Source organism: Microvirga arabica, assembly GCF_016811235.1.
GTDB lineage: Bacteria > Pseudomonadota > Alphaproteobacteria > Rhizobiales > Beijerinckiaceae > Microvirga > Microvirga arabica.
Map to the genome: position 1 here is coordinate 1 of NZ_JAFBID010000108.1, position 15,891 is coordinate 15,891.

Sequence of the window (15,891 nt, forward strand, 5' to 3'; positions counted from 1 at the left end):
GGAGAACTTGGCCCATAGCGCGTCCCTCCATCCTGAGGAGAATATCGCACCATCAAACCCCGGGATCAAACATCTAGAGGTCAGGACCGTGCGTCCTTCCTCCTTTTGATACCTTGCACCGCACTGGGCGACGGTGAGCTTGCCACCGTTCTGCTTGGTCTCCCCACCGGGATCGCGCTCACAATACTCCTGCAGATCCGCTTTAGTGACCATGCCGTTCATTGTGGCCGAGGGAGTGTCAATTCCGTCCTGCTCAACCGCGATCCCGCTCCAGCCAGCACACGAAGCAACCGGAAAACTACCAATTGCAGGGCGGCTATCGCACTGCGCCAGGCATCAATCCGGTCAACAATCCGCACACGACGTTCGCGACGCCAATCCACCCTGAGAGATCCCCTTGAGGTGAGGAGGGCAATCACGGCGACGCAAAAGCGCTGCGGCTTTGGGAGCTTTGCCGACGCATGTGGTTCCACAAGATCCTGACGGCCTCCCTGAGAGATCGTGCACACGTAACTTGCCTTTCCATGAACCCGCCGCGAGGCAGATGCGGGATCCCTGTCAGGTGCAGAGCAGCAAATCGGAGACTGAACCTAAAGCTCAAGGATTTGGCGAAGCCTCTCCAGACGCTCCATGGCCACAACGCCATCTACGATTGTGGGCGCCGCAGACGCCTCCCCGCGGAACAGCCTCACCGCATCTGTCAAAAGAGCATGATAGCCCTTGTGATCCTCGTTGGCCGCGGCAGTGAAGTTGGGTTTCCAGGTCAGCGTATCGATGTCGTCGTTCAAGGTTGCGGCAAGATCATCGGTCTTGAAGGGCGGGTTCCGATTCCAGCGAACCTCGATGACGTCATCAATCTCGAGTCTCTGATGGTCCCCCATCAGTTCAATCCGCTCGACCGGGGCACCACGCGACTGGATCGTCCCCATGGCGATGGTGCCGATGGCGCCGCACTCGAAGCCCAGATCCACGTGGAAGAGGATTCGCCCGGGGGCCGCCTCGACCTTACGGGCGTTGATCTCCCGCACGGGTGAGACGAAGAACGACACAAGATCCATGTAGTGGACGCAGTGGTGCAGAAAGAAGCTCGAGTAATCGACGTTTCCGACGAAATAGGTGGGAGCTGTCATGTAGTAGCCGGTCAAGCCCAGAACCCGCCCGAACCGTCCGGAAGTGATAATGTTATGGGCAATCCGGTTGCCGATCGAGTAGCGCTTCATGAACCCGAGGACCAGCGGCTTTCCGCTCCGTTCCGAGGCTCTCAGAAGCTCCAGAGCCCCTGCCGCGGTTGCCGCGGGGGGCTTTTCCATGAAGACGGGTAGTCCGCGCTCAAGGGCGGCTTTCCCAAACGTGAGGTGCTGGTCGGGTCCGACCGCCATACCCACTACATCAAGTTCCGAGGTGTTAATGAGGTCGAACGCATCTGACATTAGGGTCTTGACACCGAACTGACGCCCGGCTTGGGCAAGCCGCGTTCCGTCCACATCGCACAGCGCGACGACCTCAACGTCATGTCGTGCGAGTTGGGGGAGCAGCATCTGGGTTGCGTGCGTGCCGCAACCAATCCAGCCAACTTTAAGGGTCATCGCCGATACCTCGTCAGGTTCAGGTGGGATTTCAGGAAGGATACGCTATCAGCAAGACGGCCGCTCTCGTCCTCGTGCGGTGGGCGCCACTGAGCGAATGGGACACCGAAGCGATCATCGTTACGCCGGAAGGGCTCGAGCGAAATCGGCCCTTGATACCCGACATCATGAAGGGCGCGGCAGACTTCGACCCAGTCGGTGGATCCGGTTCCCAGAAAACCGCGATGGTTCTCGTTGGCCTGGAAGTGAATGGTGCGGGTGCCGGCGAGGCGAATCGCCTCCGGGATCGACGCTTCCTCCATGTGCATATGAAAGGTGTCGAGCATCAGTCCGATTGCCGGATGACCGACGGCGTCAAGAAGCTCGAGAGCCTGCTGGGTGGTGCACAGGACATCGCTTTCGAAACGGTTGAGAGGCTCGACCGCCAGCTCAACCCCGACAGATGCGGCATGATCGCCGGCTTGCTGCAGACCGGTCACGCAGCGATCTTTACGCGCAAGTCTTTCGTTCTCCTCGACCGGAGCGGGAGGCCGTCCCGCGAAGACCAGGGGATTTCCTGTCAAAGGACCTCCCACGATCCTGGCGCCCAAGGCCGCGGCACAATCGGCTGCATAGCGCAGGTAGTGGACCCCTGCTTGGTGGGCCGACTGATCATCACTCGCCAGATTGCGCTGGAGATTGACCCGGGCCGCCAAGACAACGTCAAGCCCGGCATCGTCGAGAGCACGACGTGCTTCATTCAGGTCGATCTCGCCGGGTTCGGGCACGAGGAGTTCGACGAAATCGAAGCCAAGGGACTTCATGCGCCCGAAGAGCGGAAAGTGCTCGGCCGTAAATGGCCGAGCGTATTGCATGGATATAAGACCGACAGGGTTCATGATCGTCCTTGCTTTGGATGCGTAATCTTGGTTCAGCCTTTGACGGCGCCTTGCGTGAGACCGCCGATCAGGCGCCGCTGAGCGATCAGGAAGAGGATGGTGGCTGGTAAAGCGCCGACCACGCCACCTGCAGACAGCAGGCCCCACTCGATCTGGTACTCGCCGATCAAAGTCTGGATAGCGACGGTCACTGTGCGGACGTTTCGCCCGCCCAGGGTAAGAGCATAGAGGTACTCATTCCATGCCGTGATGAAGATGTAGATGCCCGTCGAGATAATACCGGGCATGGCCAGAGGCAGAATCACCCGTCTGAGCGCCTGAAGACGGCTGCAGCCATCGGTCATGGCAGCCTCATCGAGGCTCCTCGGGATTGCATTGATGTAGCTCGTCAACATCCAGATCGAGAACGGAATGGCCACCGTCGCATTGGCGATGATGAGAGCCGCATGGGTGTCGAGAAGACCCAGACGACGCATCATGATGAACAGAGGCAGGATCAGCAAAACCACCGGGAACATGTTCACCAGCAGGAACTGCATCATGAGCACCCGACGTCCGGCGAACCGAAAGCGGGAAAACGCATAGGCTGCCGTCACAGAGACAAAGAGGCCGAGAACCGTGGTGCCAGCTGCGACGATAAGGCTGTGCCCCATGTTCCCGAGAAATGACGTTCGGGAAACAAGCCGCAGGTAGTTCTCCAAGGACCAGTTAGCAGGGCTGATCGCAACACCCAGGGCCGCGAGCCTGTCCTGCGGCGTGAAAGAGGTCATCAGCATCCAGAGAAAGGGCCCTACGGCCAGTAGGACAATGCCCAGGGCGGGAAGGTCGGTTGTGAGGATGCGGCGCATCATTGTCGGCTTGCCCATCATCGCTCAGCCTCGTTTGACGTACGCGCAATGTAGAAGGCGACCACGACGCTCAAGAGCAGGGTGAACATCACCGCGATGGTGGTACCGTAGCCGAAATCGAGGTTTTGCCGCGCCTTGACAAAGGCGTAGAGGGGCAGTGTCTGGGTCGCATAGCCAGGTCCCCCTCCCGTCATGACGAAGATGACGTCAATCGAGTTGGCGACCCAGATGATCCGCAGGAGGCCTGCTGTTGCGAGCACGCCGGCGATCCCTGGCAAGGTCACGTGACGGAACTGCCGCCATGCGCTCGCTCCATCGATCGAGGCAGCCTCGTAGCGGCTTTTCGGAATGCCCTGGAGGCCAGCAAGGATCATGACCGCAAAAAACGGGAAGCCCTGCCAGGTCAGGGTTACCACGACCGCGTAAAGAGCCCTGTCAGGATCTGCGAGCCATGGAACAGCGGACTGGATAATCGACAGGCGCAGGAGAATCTCGTTGAGTACGCCTGTGTTGGCATCGTAGATCCAGCGCCACATGAGCGCGATCACGACGCTGGGCAGCGCCCATGGAATAATTACCAAGGCTCGAGCGATCCCTCGCCAGGGGAACTGTCGATTGAGGATCAGTGCTGCGATCAGGCCAAGCCCCATTTGCAGCGGGACTGTCAGCCCGATCCAAATGGCGGTATGCTTAAGGGTGATCCAGAAAACCGGATCCTCGACGAGCTTAAAATAGTTGCCCAAGCCCACAAAGCGGGCGGCATTGGGCCGGAAGAGCACGAATTCGTACAGGCTTGTGACCACAGCCTCGATCATCGGCAGGAAGACGATCACGACCGTCACCAGGACGGCTGGTGTCAGCAAACCGTAAGGGAGCAGGCGGTTGCGCCAGCGGCGCGCGGGCGCGGCGTGGTCCGGCAGGGCTGCGGAAACGGACATGGGCCAGATCTCTTTGTCGGGGCGGAACGGACTGCGCCCCTTGGGGCGCAGTCGCGGCGGCACGATTACTGAGAGGCGAGGAGCGTCTCGATCTCTTTCATCATCTGCTCAGCGCTGATCTGGCCTGTCAGCGCCCGCTGCATCGTGGTCGGCCACACGGTGTTCACGAAATCGGCGGTGGCTGACGTCTGAGGCAGGACTGCCGCGAACGGCAGCGAGGCGACTGTTGCGTCGACGAAACGCTGCTCGTGCAGCTTCCAGTCCTTCGATCCGCTCTTCGTGACGGTAAGCTGACCGGTGGCCTGGTTGAAGAGAACGTTGTTTTCGCCCTCGGCGAGGAACGAGATCCACTTCCAGGCGGCGTCCTTATCCTTTGCGGAGGAAAAGACGGCCAGGGACTCATCGCCATATGAGGTCCAGGCCTTCTCACCGCACTTCGGAACGGGAGCCGCTGAGACTTTCTCTCCAAGAGCCTTCACGATATCAGCAGACGAACCAATATGGTGAATAGTCATGGCCGTCTTGCCGCTCTTGAATGCGCCCAGGATTTCTTGGAAGCCATCATTCGGAGCGGATGGCGGGAAGACTTTGTGCACGCGGTGCAAATCAATCAGCCACTGGTTGGCTGCGATCGCTTCCGGCCTGGTGAGACCACCCTTTTCGAACTTGGCGCCCTTCGAGAAGACGAAGGCGCCCCATTGGTCCCAGCCACCCTTGCCGCCGCGGAATCCGAAACCGTATTGATCGGGTGCCTTGGTGAGGGTTTTGGCCGCGTTGAGGAAATCCTCACAGGTTTTCGGCGGTTCAAGGCCGGCAGCCTTGAAGAGATCGGCACGGTAATAAAGGTAGAGCACGACATATTGGATCGGCAGATAATACTGCTTGCCGTCAGGTCCCTTGTTGAGGTCAAGCAGGTTGTCGAGAAGGTCGGCCTTGCCGGCCCATTTCTCAATCCGATCGCCGATCGGCTCCAACGCACCCATTTCCACGAGCCGCGGCTGAGCAAACAGCTTCACCATTGCAGCATCGGGTGCGTTGCCGCCGACAATGGCCGTGTAGAGGTTGTCGTAGTAGCTGTTCCACGGAATGTTCTCAGCTTCGATCTTGATGCCGGGGTTCTTCGTCTGGAACTTCTCGATCAGCTTCGACATCGGATTGTCCGGATTGTCGAAGTGATACCAGAAACGCACCGTTTCCGCCTGTGCGCCACCTGCGAGAGCCAGGCCCGCTGCGAGGCTACAGGCTGCTAAAAATCTCTTCATCAGCTTCTTCATCGTTTCCTCCGTTTAGGGGTTTGTCATGTTTATCCGTTGGTCTTCGCCAACGTTCGCGCGGCGGTGCCTGCCGCCGCCAAAGCATCCCGCGCCGCCTGAAGCGACACAGTCATTTGCAGGAATCCATGCACCACACCTGGAATGACACTCACGGGGTCATCTCGACCAAGCTCGTGTAGCCGTCGCCCAAGCAAGACCGTGTCGGACAAAAGTGGATCGATCCCTGCCGCCTGCAGCCACAGGGGGGGCAGAGACCGAAGCTCGTCATCTGAGGCGTTCATGGGAGCGGCAAGCGGGTCGCGCCGGTCTTCCTCATTTGGAACGTACCAATTCCAATAGCGCTGCATCTTCGCGGTGGTCAGGCCGGGCCCCTCCGCAAAGCGGACGTGGGATGGCGATGTATGGTCGCCTGAGTAAACACCGTAGAAAAGGAGAGCTCCGTCGGGGAGCCTGTGCCCCGAACGCTGCTCATGTATCATCGCGGCCAGCGCGAGATTGGCGCCCGCAGAGTCGCCGGACACCAGGAGCGGTCCAGCTCCAAGCCCCAACGTCGATGGTTTATATGTGAGCGTTCGCAGGACCGCGACGACATCCATAAGGCCGGCAGGGTAAGGATGCTCCGGCGCGAGCCGGTAATCTGGCACGACCACGGCCATCCCCGATTCAACAGCAAGAACACGCGCGCACCGCTCGTGGGTGTCGGGGCTGCAGAACGAAAAACCCCCGCCATGCACAAAGAGTAGGGTTCCTTGGATGCGCTCGTTCGGGACAAGCACTCTGGTGCGGCACGCAACCGATCCAAGTTCAAGATCAGCGGGTATGTGATACTCGCGAGTGTCGGCCATGGGCGGAAGGTCGACATTCCAGCGCCGGTTGCTGCTCGCTGCAGCCGCACGCCCCTCGGGCGCGGGCAGCAGAGTTGGGTCCGGCTGAGGCCCATCTTCCGCCTGGACACGTTGCAAGAGCGCGTCCATCTCGGGCGACAGTTTGGTGCAAATCTCGTCCGGGCGCATCTGCATCACTGCTCTCCGTGGGCAAAAACATCAGGGCCGAGGTCAACAATGGTGGCGATGTGATGCGCCAGCGCTTGCGCGGCGGCTGCCGCATCCGCGCGCCCGACCGCCTCAAGGATCGAGAAATGTCTTCGGGCCGTTGCCAGAAGGTCCCGCTCCCCCGTGGACTGGGAGATCTTGAACCGATGATTGTGCACGAGGCAGCGGTGCAGGATCGGTTCGAGGGCTGGAAGGTTCGCGTCGCGCAGCAACCGACGATGAAAGTCCCGGTCATGGACGGCAAGTTTGTACTCGTCACCGGCTTGGGCAGCGTCCTCCATGAGCTTGATCAGCGCCTCAAGATCGTTGGTGAGGGTGCGGCTGGGACGTTGCAGAGCCCGGATAACGCTACGGCACTCGATGGACTGGCGGAGCCGGAACATCTCGACGGCCTCGTCAGCCGTACAGTCAGCAACACGGGTGCCACGATGCCCCTGTCGGATGACCAGCCCCTCCTCCTGCAGTTGAAGAAGCGCCTCCCTGACCGGCCCCTGGCTGCACCCGAACGCTGCGGCAAGCTCCAACTCGACAAGCGGATCACCGGGGGGAAGTCCACCCAACATGATCTCCCGCTTCACAGCCTCGTAAACCTCGCCCGATTTCGCCGGGCGAGGCACAGAAGCTTGATGGGACCGCTGAAGGAGGGGCGCTGCCATTATGACCCAAGAACTGTTGCGTCAGATTATAATTATCATTATTAATAATGCTAATCAACTGGTATTGGATAACACCCGCCGCTAGAGGGAACGGAAATGGCCCAGATCAGGCTTGAGCAAATCAAGAAGAGCTACGGGAGTGTCGACGTGGTCCACGGGATCGATCTCACCATCGGTGACGGTGAGTTCCTTGTGCTTGTGGGGCCCTCCGGGTGTGGAAAATCTACTCTTTTGCGGATGATCGCTGGCCTTGAGGAGATCACGTCAGGGACGCTGCGCATCGGCCCGAATGTTGTAAACGAGCTTTCCCCGGCCGATCGTAATATAGCGATGGTGTTTCAAGATTACGCGCTCTACCCGCATATGAGCGTGGGCGACAACATGGCTTTCGGCCTCAAGATGCGAAATGCACCCGCCGGCGAGATCAAGGAGCGGGTCACCAATGCGGCAGAAACCCTCAAGATCAAGCCGTTGTTGGAGCGCCTACCGGGGCAGCTCTCCGGTGGTCAGCGTCAGCGCGTTGCCATGGGCCGGGCAATCGTCCGTGAGCCCGAGGCGTTTCTGTTCGACGAGCCATTGTCCAACCTGGATGCGGCCTTGCGGGTAGAGATGCGCCTTGAAATGGCAAAGCTTCATCGCCGGATGCGCGCCACAACGGTCTATGTGACCCACGATCAGGTCGAAGCCATGACGCTGGCCGACCGGATCGTCGTCATGAATACGGGACGGGTCGAGCAAGTTGGCCGGCCGCTTGATCTCTATCATCGGCCCCAGACGCTGTTCGTTGCCCGTTTTATTGGGAGCCCTACCATGAACACGTTCAATTTGCGGCCCGAGCAGCGAAGCGGCGTCCTTGGTCTGCGGCTGCAGTCTGAAAACGTCATTGAGTTTCCGGAATCCTCGCTTCGATTGGCTGATAAGGCCCCGGTTACCGTCGGTATTCGGCCTGAGGATCTAGGCGTCTGTTCACCTGATAAGGCATGGCTTACAGGCGAAACCGTTGTCGTTGAGCGTCTTGGCGGACAGACCTATGCCTACATTGATGTCGGAGGTGACCGCCTCCTGACCGTAGAGTTGCCTCGATCCAGTGATGTTCGGCCCGGAACCACCCTGTCTGTGGCAGGTCAACCCGAGGCTGTTCACCTGTTCTCGGAGGCAGGAAACCGCCTGAACTGAGATCGATAGCCCATGATGGCACGTGCTCAAACCGAACCTGCCGCAGCCTCATGGGCAAGCCGCCGGTGTGGGGACATCCTAGCGGCTTTGCGATCATCTCCTCTTGTATGGGCTGATCTGGACCTCACTGTCCGTCGTCAGAGTTTTTGAGACATCGGGCGGTCTGAACTAAGGGAGACTCTGGCTCATCTGGGTTTCAGATTAGGCAGCTTGCGTCTGATGCTGCAAGCGGCGGGTTTGGATGGTCTGTCGTTTGATCCATTCTCGCTCCTTCAGAATGGCCTCTCCGCGTCCGAAGTAGGCATCGGCAGGTGTGAGATTGTCGAGGCTCTCGTGGTAGCGCCGACGATTGTAGTACACCACAAACGCTTCGATCTGCGCCTCCAAGTCCCCCGGCAGGAAGTAGTTCTCCAGCAGAATGCGGTTCTTGAGCGTCTGGTGCCAGCACTCGATCTTGCCCTGGGTCATGGGATGGTACGGCGCCCCACGCACATGGCTCATGCCCTTGCCCTCCAGCCAGGACGCCAGATCCGACGAGATGTAGCTTGAGCCGTTGTCCGACAGCAGCCGCGGCTTGTGCTTTACCTCAACCTGCTCCAGACCTGAGGCTTGCAGCGCCAACTCCAGGGTTTCGGTCACGTCTTCGGCCTTCATGCTGGTGCACAGCTTCCAGGCGAGGATGTAGCGCGAGAAGTCGTCGAGCACGGTCGAGAGATAAAACCAGCCCCAGCCGATCACCTTGAGATACGTGAAGTCGGTCTGCCAGAGCGGGTTGGGCGCGGTGGTCTTGTCCTTGAACTCGTCAGAGGCCCTCACCACGATGAACGCCGGGCTGGCGATCAGGTCCTGTGCCTTGAGCAGCCGGTAGACGGAGGCCTCGGAGACAAAGTAGCCGTGCTGGTCGGTAAAGCGCACTGCCAGCTCCCGCGGCGACAGCTCCGGCTCGTCCAGCGCCAGTTGGATGATCTGCTGGCGGATTGCATCGGGGATGCGGTTCCAGACCCGCTTGGGGCAGGGGCGCCGATCCTCCAGAGCCTCAGGGCCGCCGGTCTGGTAGAGATCGTACCAGCGGTAGAAGCGTCGCCTGTGGGATGCCGATCTTCTCCAGGGTCTCGCGCATGGACAGGCGGGACTGCTCGACCAGGCGGATGATCTCGATCTCCTCGGAAGCCGGGTACCTCATGCGCCGTCCTCCCCATCCCCGCGCATGCTTTTTTTGAGCAGGCGGTTCTCGAGGGTGAGATCGGCCACCACCTCCTTGAGGGCAGCCGCCTCCCGGCGCAGGCCCCTGACCTCGTCCGAGGTGGCCTCCCGGGCGGTGTCGCCGGCCAGGCGCTTCTTGCCGGCTTCCAGGAAGTCCTTGGACCAGCGGCAGTAGACATTCGGCGGGATGCCCTCGCGCCGGCAGAGCTCGGCAATGCTGTCCTCGCCGCGCAGGCCCTCCAGCACGATGCGGATCTTCTCCTCGGCGGAATAGTGCTTGCGGGTGGCGCGGCGGATCTCCTTGACCACCGTCTCGGCCGGCTCTTTCTCCGGCCTCTGCTTCTGTCTCATCGTCACGTCCTCATGGGCTACGATGAACCAGAACCTCTCCCTTCTTCAACTCACCCAATCTGTCTCATAGGTGCTGACGGCGGACATAGTCCAAATCTGACAATCTTCGATCGAACTGGTCAACTATCCCCAGCCTCCAACCGACCGGGGACCAGTCCCATTACCTCTGGCGTAATCGACCCAAGGCAGCGCGTCCGGCATGGTCCCGCTATCTAAGCGAGTTCGCCTGAACTCTTGGACGGAATTGACTTCCCCGATTGAGGACCAAACGATGGCAATCACCTACCTGATCAAGTTCAACGTTGTGCCCGCGCAGCGTGATCGGTTTCTCTCGCTGCTCAATGGAGTGCTCGACGCGATGCGAAGCGAGCCGATGTTCCATCAGGCGATTCTGCACCGGGATCCGGAGTCCGACAACCGCTTCATGCTCTACGAGACCTGGGAGAGCCATGAGGACGTTCTATCCGTCCAGCTGAACCGCCCGTATCGTGAGGCCTACCATCAGGCGCTCCCGGAACTTCTGAGGGAAGAGCGCGACATTTCTATCTGGGAGCCGTTGCGTGCAGATATGCAACAGCGATGAGCCGACTTCATAACAAATTTGTAATCCGCCGGTCATAGAAACCAAACGTAGCCATGCCCATCTTGGTGTGGCTGTAGGGCTGGGGCCTTTCAGCCGCGTCGTCGGCATACGTGGAGATCACGCATGACACTGGAACAGGGGCCCAGAAATAGTCAGAAGGTGATGGTGTCTTCCTTAGACCTCAATCAGGTCAGGGATGCGGTCAGGGAGGTTCGGGCCTCTCATCCGAGCAGCATCCTGGCCGACCTGGTGGAGGACAAGATCCGGGCGCTGGAAAGCGCCTCGCACCACTTCGTGAGCGATCTCTTCGAGGATTTCCGGATCAGCCGGCCGCTCAATTCTTAGTAACCAGATGGGTCCTCCAGGCACTGGCCCGAGCAGGACCCGTCCCCCGACAATCAGCGCACGGATCATCGTCTTTGGCGATGCCCGTGCCTTTGCATTCATAGCAGCGGGCTCCACTGAGCCAGTCCCGCTCTCCCGTCCCTTCACAATGAGGGCAGTCGTCCATGAGGACCTCCACTCATTGGAATGTGTTCAGACGTTCCGTGATGCGTCCGATCCGCCCCGAGATGGACAAGCAGGCGTTCAATTCGGCGATCACCGGCGGGGTGAGGGAAGCGACCGGAATCTTGACGAACTTCAGGGCGTTGGCCTTGTCGTAGAGGCCGGCATGGCGGAACGCCTGCCGATGCCGATCTTCTGCTTGACCGCGATTTCCGGGCCGAGGTTGCCGGTGTCGTCCAGGAGCACCACGAAGGCATCGCCGAAGGGCTCGCTGACCAGAATGGTCCGGGTCGGTAGGTCTATACAAAGCCCCATGTAGTCGGTCTCGTTGCGGAGCATGAGCTCTGTGTAAACCGCACCGGCGGTCTCGGCGTCCGGAAACACGAAACAGCGGTGGGTGGCGATCAGGTCGGTGGCAGCTGTCATCGGCGCAATCCTTCTCTTGTCGTCGGGGGAGAGTGGCGGCTTAGGAGCGCAGGAATGCCACGTCCTTCTGGAACTTCAGGTTTCGGCCCTCAGCTTCGGTGAGGCCGACGAACTCGGAGGAGGAGAAACTGGTCTCACCCGGGTAGTGGTCGAACAGCATCACTTCGTTGCCGTCCTCAAGAGTGGCGTGGACCTCCGGCAGCGGGCCGAACGGCGAGCGCGAAATCGGCGTGATGCGGGCGGACACGATCTTCTGGTCGGACATCGCGGGGTCTCCTGCTGTTCGAGAGGCGATGGATCGGCGGCGTTAGTCCTGCTTGGGTTCGACGAATTGGATCTGGAACTCCCAGGATTCGACCTCCTGGTTCTGCTGGTTGCGCCAGGTGCGCTTCTTCCAGTACCCGCGGGCCACAATCGACGTGCCCTGATCCATGGGGCCAGCATCGCGTCGATCTCGGAGCGCTCCCGGAAGTAAGGAACGAAGTAGGTCCCGGAGGAGCGGCGGCCGCGCTCATCGGTGCCGTGGAAGCTGACGATCTTGTCTCCCGCTCCCGTGAACCGGTGCATCGGGTGCTCCCTCAAGGTGACAGTGATCGTGTGCTTGAAGAGTTCCTCGCGCTTCCTGGCATCCTCGGCAATCTGAGCCTGGAGTTCGGCCTCCTCCCGGGCTTGACGCTCTGCCGGGGTGAGAACCCTGATCTTCGAGAAGTCGAACGCCATGGCCGTTCCTTTCGGGGATTTTCATCTCAGATTGTCTACCCATCTCGATTGGACAGAAAATCCCGCGAGTTCAGCTGTGCTTGCTGCCCGGATACCGAGCGGCACGACGGATTCTTCCGCCCGGAGGCGCAGGAAGGTTTCGCGGGGGCCGGAGGGCTCCTCTCGCTTCGGAGGAACACCGCCGCAATCCTTTCAGCGATGGTGGCTCTCTGGAGCCGGACAACGAGAACCTGCCTGGGGCGGTGTAGGCGAGGGTGCATGCTGACTCTCCCTTAGGCCGCCTCGAGCAGGTAGCGCTTGTGGGCGGGCATGGCCTGCAGCAAGGCTGCGCGTGACAGAGCCTGCATCGCCGCGATGGCGGCTATTGGCTTTTCTTCGCCGGCCAGAACACGTTTGAGGATATCGACCGCTGTCGTGTCGATCTGCTCGACCGTGGCGAAGGCTTTGCCCGTCTTGGGGGCGACGGATCCGATCTCGGCATAGAAGGCCCGCATGGACGCCTCCCGCTCGACAACCATCTCGACCCGGCCGTGACGCACGATCTCAAAGTGGTCGTCGGCAATCTGCTCCCAGAGGATACCGAAGGAAGCCTTGCGGTCGAACCAGTAGGTCGGTGCGCCTTCGACCGACATCATCAAGCCCTGCGGAACGATGTCATAACGGATCGTGGGCCGGCTCTTCCTTTTCCGGGGATTTCATCTCGAATTGTCCGCTGATCCGGATCTCAGGCGAGGGAACGGAACAGCCCGTGCTCCTCATCGACGTAATCCTCGAAATCGAGGCCCTCGAGGAACTTGGGATCGACTACCCAGACCTCATCGACCGGGAGGGTCACCGTCTCGCCCTGGACAGCAAAGCCGGCATCGCGCATCAGGGTTTGGACGAGGTCTCCGTCCTCATCGGCCACGTGGATCCGGTTGCCAATCACATCGTGGCTGATGGCAATCTTGCCTTCAGGATCGCTCGTGACCCCGCCATGAAGGCGTCGAGCGACGTCAGGAAGGCGGCGAATGTCGTCTTCGAATTCAGACCCGACCGTGCGTCGCGTCCGCATGAGAAATACATCGTCGCCTTGAGCATGCTCATCATCCATTTTGCGGGATTTCAAATCTGAGTTTTTGCTGCCTCATCCCGAATAATGATCTGAGCCCTGTGCTTCCTGTTCAGCGAACATTAAGAATTAACTTATGCAACCGGAGCATTAAGCTGTTTACGGTAAATACGTATAGGACATTTGGTCTACTTGTCTTGTGATCGCGCACTCCGTTACTTCATGCGTCAGAGACAATCTCTCTGAAAGAAAACAACAATGGCAAAGAATCAAGGGGGCCGCGGCGACGACGTGCTGCGCGGCGGTAAATCCAAAGACGTTCTCAAGGGCTTCCGCGGCAACGACAAGCTGTATGGCAGCGACGCCGACAGCACGCTTGATGGCGGTGCTGGCAATGACAAGATCTGGGGCGGCGCTGGCAATGAAAAGCTCTTCGGCGGCCTTGGCAACGACAAAGTCTGGGGCGGCCTGGGTGACGACAGCATCGACGGCGGTGCGGGTCACGACCATCTCGACGGCGGCATCGGCAATGACGAGATCCTCGGCGGCGCTGGCAACGACAAGCTCTTCGGCGGCGAGGGCGACGACGTCCTGAACGGGGGCTCCGGTCACGACGTCCTGACGGGCGGCGCCGGTGCAGACGCCTTCACGTTTGGTGCCAAGTTCGGCAAGGACAAGATCACGGATTTCACCCAAGGCGAGGACGTTATCGATTTCTCGACCTCGGGCATCACCTCGTTCGATGAGTTTTCGAGCTCGATTACCTATTCTGACGAAGGTGCGGTGATCATGACGGCGCAGGGCAGGATTGCCCTGGAGGGCTTCAAGGGCCAGCTGACGGCCGACGACTTCCTGTTCTAAGTCGTAGCAGGCACTCAGGAATTATAGAAAGGGCAGCCCTAGTGCTGCCCTTTCCCTTTAGGCCATCTGGGGCTGTTATACGAAGCGCGACAGGCTGTCCCGTTGACCTTCGGGCAAAGTTCCTGCTTTGTTCTCTTTGGTAATCACCTGAGAGATGAAGGGGCAGGCACTATGGCGGGCGCTATGAAGGCAGTGGAGCAGGAGAAAACCCCAGAGCGCCTGCTGTTAGAGGCTGAGCGCAGAATCAAGAAGCTCGAGGCCAAGGTGGCTGATCAGAAGGAAGCGATCCGCGGGCTCCGCTCTCAGATCCGGCAGGATAACGATCTCGTCGAGCAGGTGTCAGAGCTGAAGCTGGAGATCGGCGACCTCAAGGGCGAGATCAAGGAACTGACCCGAGCCAATCATGAGTTTGTTGCCCGCTATGAGGCACTTCGGGGCGAGGCATCGAAATCAAAGGTCACCGCTAGGGGATCTGCAACCTCCTCACCAGCGGCTGAAGTTTCTGGAAGGTCAGTTCCGCAGGCTGTCGCTGCCTGATCTGGCTACCAGTCCGGGCCGCCGATCTCGAAGCCTGTGGGTGGGACGACCGTCGAGATCGCGTGCTTGTAGACGACCTGAGAGCTTGCGCCTCTTGACAGGAGAATGGTGTAGCGATCGACACGATCAATGCGCCCGATGAGTTTGACGCCGTTCACCAGAAACAGTTGCACGTCCACTTTCGCATCACGCAGACGCTCATAGAACCAGTCCTGCTCCTGCGGGGCTACCGGTTTGGCCACTCTGCTCTCCTGATTGGGTATTGATCTTCTATAGAGCGGGGGTTGCGGAAACGTGCAAGAAGAAGCCGCCTCTAAGGGCGGCTTCTTCATGGCCGAATCATGCAGCCTGCTGCATCTCCTCGCCGGCCTGCTCACGCGGCTCGCTCTTGCCGATGATCCTGAAGATCTGCTTCGCTTTCCGCTCGCCGTCTGCCGGCATCTCGTCGGAGACACCGAAGACGCGGATCGGCGGGCCTTCCTTCAGGTCTGCGCGAATTGCGTCGAGGGCGCGACCGCTCGCGGAGTGGAACATCGTCCGGACCTTCTCCGAGCCACGGCTCTTGTATTCGCCGATGAAGCTCACGAACTCCGTGCCGTTCTTGTGCTTCTTGGAACGTGGCCCTGCGAGGGGAGCCATTGAAGGAAGGGCAAACGAAACCGGCGCGGGAGGAGATCTCCTCCCGCGGGACGGCCGGGGCGACCGGCGGCGAGTATGGCGATTGGCTTAAGGCTCAGCCGTCGTCAGAGCGGTTCCATTCCGCATTGACAGCGTCGTGCATGGCGGCGCACATGCCGTGCTGGAGCTCGTCCTGGTTGTCCTGCAACCAGACGCGGATTTCGTCATCCGTCGGTGCTGGATCAACGTCATCGCTGATCAGCGCCTCAACGTCGCTGACGTCGTAGGCGGCAACGGCCCAGCCGCGACGGCGCATCTCCTCAAGCGCGAGACACAAATCGTGGTCGCTGAGCTCCTTTGGGTCGAAGGCGACCGGCAGAGGAGCGATGCGATCAGGCGTGGAGAGTCGCTCGGCCTCCTCTTTCGACGAGTGACTGGCTGGTAATGCGCCGAGCTCAACGGACAATAGCTCCGGAACAGAAAGGTCCATGAGCGATCCAACGCTTTCGTCCGGGATCGCCTATGCTTTCGGGCCGAGTATTGCGACTGCACAGGATCTTGGTAGCATCGAATATCCGCCGGTCCAATATTGGAGCGCGAGAGCGGAACCTTTGGGAGGAACGACT

20 protein-coding genes and 2 pseudogenes are annotated in these 15,891 nt (G+C 60.0%); 5 read left to right on the forward strand and 17 right to left on the reverse strand.

The window, feature by feature from the left end; translation table 11 throughout:
* The 8 genes and pseudogenes from JQC81_RS32810 to JQC81_RS29505 all read right to left on the reverse strand — a co-directional run.
* Nucleotides 1-222, reverse strand: a pseudogene (locus JQC81_RS32810) (hypothetical protein); the annotation flags it as partial.
* A 368-nt stretch (nucleotides 223-590) separates the two neighbouring features.
* Nucleotides 591-1,586: a Gfo/Idh/MocA family protein gene (locus tag JQC81_RS29475; protein ID WP_203275342.1), complete on the reverse strand. Its 996-nt coding sequence runs from the start codon at nucleotides 1,584-1,586 to the stop codon at nucleotides 591-593.
* Nucleotides 1,583-2,464, reverse strand: coding sequence for a sugar phosphate isomerase/epimerase family protein (locus tag JQC81_RS29480; RefSeq protein ID WP_203275343.1), 882 nt, complete (start codon nucleotides 2,462-2,464; stop codon nucleotides 1,583-1,585). The genes JQC81_RS29475 and JQC81_RS29480 overlap by 4 nt, the downstream gene beginning before the upstream one ends.
* A 32-nt stretch (nucleotides 2,465-2,496) precedes the next feature.
* Complete coding sequence (locus tag JQC81_RS29485) at nucleotides 2,497-3,330, reverse strand: carbohydrate ABC transporter permease (protein WP_203275358.1); 834 nt, start codon at nucleotides 3,328-3,330, stop codon at nucleotides 2,497-2,499.
* Complete coding sequence (locus tag JQC81_RS29490) at nucleotides 3,330-4,250, reverse strand: carbohydrate ABC transporter permease (protein ID WP_203275344.1); 921 nt, start codon at nucleotides 4,248-4,250, stop codon at nucleotides 3,330-3,332. Before JQC81_RS29490 ends, JQC81_RS29485 begins: the two co-directional genes overlap by 1 nt.
* Nucleotides 4,251-4,315: 65 nt before the next feature.
* Entirely contained in the window at nucleotides 4,316-5,524 is a 1,209-nt protein-coding gene (locus tag JQC81_RS29495; RefSeq protein ID WP_246520740.1) for an ABC transporter substrate-binding protein, read from the reverse strand.
* 29 nt (nucleotides 5,525-5,553) lie between these two features.
* Nucleotides 5,554-6,543 (reverse strand): alpha/beta hydrolase, encoded by a 990-nt coding sequence (locus tag JQC81_RS29500; RefSeq protein ID WP_246520741.1) that lies wholly within the window; start codon nucleotides 6,541-6,543, stop codon nucleotides 5,554-5,556.
* Nucleotides 6,543-7,232, reverse strand: coding sequence for a GntR family transcriptional regulator (locus JQC81_RS29505; RefSeq protein ID WP_203275345.1), 690 nt, complete (start codon nucleotides 7,230-7,232; stop codon nucleotides 6,543-6,545). Before JQC81_RS29505 ends, JQC81_RS29500 begins: the two co-directional genes overlap by 1 nt.
* Nucleotides 7,233-7,328: 96 nt before the next feature.
* Here JQC81_RS29505 and JQC81_RS29510 point away from each other — a divergent pair, with 96 nt between their 5' ends.
* On the forward strand, nucleotides 7,329-8,408 hold the full coding sequence (locus tag JQC81_RS29510) for an ABC transporter ATP-binding protein (RefSeq protein ID WP_203275346.1): 1,080 nt from the start codon (nucleotides 7,329-7,331) through the stop codon (nucleotides 8,406-8,408).
* A 201-nt stretch (nucleotides 8,409-8,609) separates the two neighbouring features.
* Here the strand turns inward: JQC81_RS29510 and JQC81_RS29515 are convergent.
* Nucleotides 8,610-9,962: pseudogene (locus JQC81_RS29515) on the reverse strand (IS3 family transposase).
* A gap of 271 nt (nucleotides 9,963-10,233) precedes the next feature.
* Here JQC81_RS29515 and JQC81_RS29520 point away from each other — a divergent pair.
* The gene (locus tag JQC81_RS29520; protein WP_203275347.1) at nucleotides 10,234-10,545 is read left to right on the forward strand and encodes a putative quinol monooxygenase; all 312 of its coding nucleotides are present in this window, start codon (nucleotides 10,234-10,236) and stop codon (nucleotides 10,543-10,545) included.
* 123 nt (nucleotides 10,546-10,668) lie between these two features.
* A complete protein-coding gene (locus JQC81_RS29525; RefSeq protein ID WP_203275348.1) occupies nucleotides 10,669-10,890 on the forward strand; it encodes a hypothetical protein in 222 nt (73 codons plus the stop codon).
* Nucleotides 10,891-11,187: 297 nt separating this feature from the next.
* On the opposite strand, the gene JQC81_RS29530 is transcribed toward JQC81_RS29525, so the two are convergent.
* The 5 genes from JQC81_RS29530 to JQC81_RS29545 form a co-directional block, all read right to left on the reverse strand.
* On the reverse strand, nucleotides 11,188-11,478 hold the full coding sequence (locus JQC81_RS29530) for a hypothetical protein (protein ID WP_203275349.1): 291 nt from the start codon (nucleotides 11,476-11,478) through the stop codon (nucleotides 11,188-11,190).
* Nucleotides 11,479-11,518: 40 nt separating this feature from the next.
* Entirely contained in the window at nucleotides 11,519-11,743 is a 225-nt protein-coding gene (locus tag JQC81_RS29535; protein WP_203275350.1) for a hypothetical protein, read from the reverse strand.
* Nucleotides 11,744-11,785: 42 nt separating this feature from the next.
* Nucleotides 11,786-11,911 (reverse strand): hypothetical protein, encoded by a 126-nt coding sequence (locus JQC81_RS34050; protein ID WP_281400452.1) that lies wholly within the window; start codon nucleotides 11,909-11,911, stop codon nucleotides 11,786-11,788.
* Between the two features lie 559 nt (nucleotides 11,912-12,470).
* On the reverse strand, nucleotides 12,471-12,833 hold the full coding sequence (locus JQC81_RS29540; protein WP_203275351.1) for a hypothetical protein: 363 nt from the start codon (nucleotides 12,831-12,833) through the stop codon (nucleotides 12,471-12,473).
* 89 nt (nucleotides 12,834-12,922) lie between these two features.
* Entirely contained in the window at nucleotides 12,923-13,252 is a 330-nt protein-coding gene (locus tag JQC81_RS29545) for a hypothetical protein (RefSeq protein WP_203275352.1), read from the reverse strand.
* A 255-nt stretch (nucleotides 13,253-13,507) separates the two neighbouring features.
* On the opposite strand from JQC81_RS29545, the gene JQC81_RS29550 reads away from it, so the two are divergent.
* Both JQC81_RS29550 and JQC81_RS29555 read left to right on the forward strand, forming a co-directional pair.
* Nucleotides 13,508-14,110, forward strand: a complete 603-nt coding sequence (locus tag JQC81_RS29550) for a calcium-binding protein (protein ID WP_203275353.1) — start codon at nucleotides 13,508-13,510, stop codon at nucleotides 14,108-14,110.
* Nucleotides 14,111-14,212: 102 nt separating this feature from the next.
* Nucleotides 14,213-14,647 (forward strand): hypothetical protein, encoded by a 435-nt coding sequence (locus tag JQC81_RS29555; RefSeq protein ID WP_203275354.1) that lies wholly within the window; start codon nucleotides 14,213-14,215, stop codon nucleotides 14,645-14,647.
* A gap of 5 nt (nucleotides 14,648-14,652) precedes the next feature.
* Here the strand turns inward: JQC81_RS29555 and hfq are convergent, their stop codons facing one another.
* The 3 genes from hfq to JQC81_RS29570 form a co-directional block, all read right to left on the reverse strand.
* Complete coding sequence (gene hfq, locus JQC81_RS33580) at nucleotides 14,653-14,889, reverse strand: RNA chaperone Hfq (RefSeq protein WP_312887609.1); 237 nt, start codon at nucleotides 14,887-14,889, stop codon at nucleotides 14,653-14,655.
* Between the two features lie 97 nt (nucleotides 14,890-14,986).
* A complete protein-coding gene (locus tag JQC81_RS29565; protein WP_203275356.1) occupies nucleotides 14,987-15,286 on the reverse strand; it encodes a hypothetical protein in 300 nt (99 codons plus the stop codon).
* A 94-nt stretch (nucleotides 15,287-15,380) separates the two neighbouring features.
* On the reverse strand, nucleotides 15,381-15,755 hold the full coding sequence (locus JQC81_RS29570; RefSeq protein WP_203275357.1) for a hypothetical protein: 375 nt from the start codon (nucleotides 15,753-15,755) through the stop codon (nucleotides 15,381-15,383).
* Nucleotides 15,756-15,891: the final 136 nt, after the last annotated feature.

Coding starts and splice junctions, on each gene's coding strand:
- JQC81_RS29475 (WP_203275342.1), bottom strand. CDS start 1,586: ATGACCCTTAAAGTTGGCTGGATTGGTTGCGGCACGCACGCAACCCAG.
- JQC81_RS29480 (WP_203275343.1), bottom strand. CDS start 2,464: ATGAACCCTGTCGGTCTTATATCCATGCAATACGCTCGGCCATTTACG.
- JQC81_RS29485 (WP_203275358.1), bottom strand. CDS start 3,330: ATGGGCAAGCCGACAATGATGCGCCGCATCCTCACAACCGACCTTCCC.
- JQC81_RS29490 (WP_203275344.1), bottom strand. CDS start 4,250: ATGTCCGTTTCCGCAGCCCTGCCGGACCACGCCGCGCCCGCGCGCCGC.
- JQC81_RS29495 (WP_246520740.1), bottom strand. CDS start 5,524: ATGAAGAAGCTGATGAAGAGATTTTTAGCAGCCTGTAGCCTCGCAGCG.
- JQC81_RS29500 (WP_246520741.1), bottom strand. CDS start 6,543: ATGCAGATGCGCCCGGACGAGATTTGCACCAAACTGTCGCCCGAGATG.
- JQC81_RS29505 (WP_203275345.1), bottom strand. CDS start 7,232: ATGGCAGCGCCCCTCCTTCAGCGGTCCCATCAAGCTTCTGTGCCTCGC.
- JQC81_RS29510 (WP_203275346.1), top strand. CDS start 7,329: ATGGCCCAGATCAGGCTTGAGCAAATCAAGAAGAGCTACGGGAGTGTC.
- JQC81_RS29520 (WP_203275347.1), top strand. CDS start 10,234: ATGGCAATCACCTACCTGATCAAGTTCAACGTTGTGCCCGCGCAGCGT.
- JQC81_RS29525 (WP_203275348.1), top strand. CDS start 10,669: ATGACACTGGAACAGGGGCCCAGAAATAGTCAGAAGGTGATGGTGTCT.
- JQC81_RS29530 (WP_203275349.1), bottom strand. CDS start 11,478: ATGACAGCTGCCACCGACCTGATCGCCACCCACCGCTGTTTCGTGTTT.
- JQC81_RS29535 (WP_203275350.1), bottom strand. CDS start 11,743: ATGTCCGACCAGAAGATCGTGTCCGCCCGCATCACGCCGATTTCGCGC.
- JQC81_RS34050 (WP_281400452.1), bottom strand. CDS start 11,911: ATGGATCAGGGCACGTCGATTGTGGCCCGCGGGTACTGGAAGAAGCGC.
- JQC81_RS29540 (WP_203275351.1), bottom strand. CDS start 12,833: ATGATGTCGGTCGAAGGCGCACCGACCTACTGGTTCGACCGCAAGGCT.
- JQC81_RS29545 (WP_203275352.1), bottom strand. CDS start 13,252: ATGCGGACGCGACGCACGGTCGGGTCTGAATTCGAAGACGACATTCGC.
- JQC81_RS29550 (WP_203275353.1), top strand. CDS start 13,508: ATGGCAAAGAATCAAGGGGGCCGCGGCGACGACGTGCTGCGCGGCGGT.
- JQC81_RS29565 (WP_203275356.1), bottom strand. CDS start 15,286: ATGGCTCCCCTCGCAGGGCCACGTTCCAAGAAGCACAAGAACGGCACG.
- JQC81_RS29570 (WP_203275357.1), bottom strand. CDS start 15,755: ATGGACCTTTCTGTTCCGGAGCTATTGTCCGTTGAGCTCGGCGCATTA.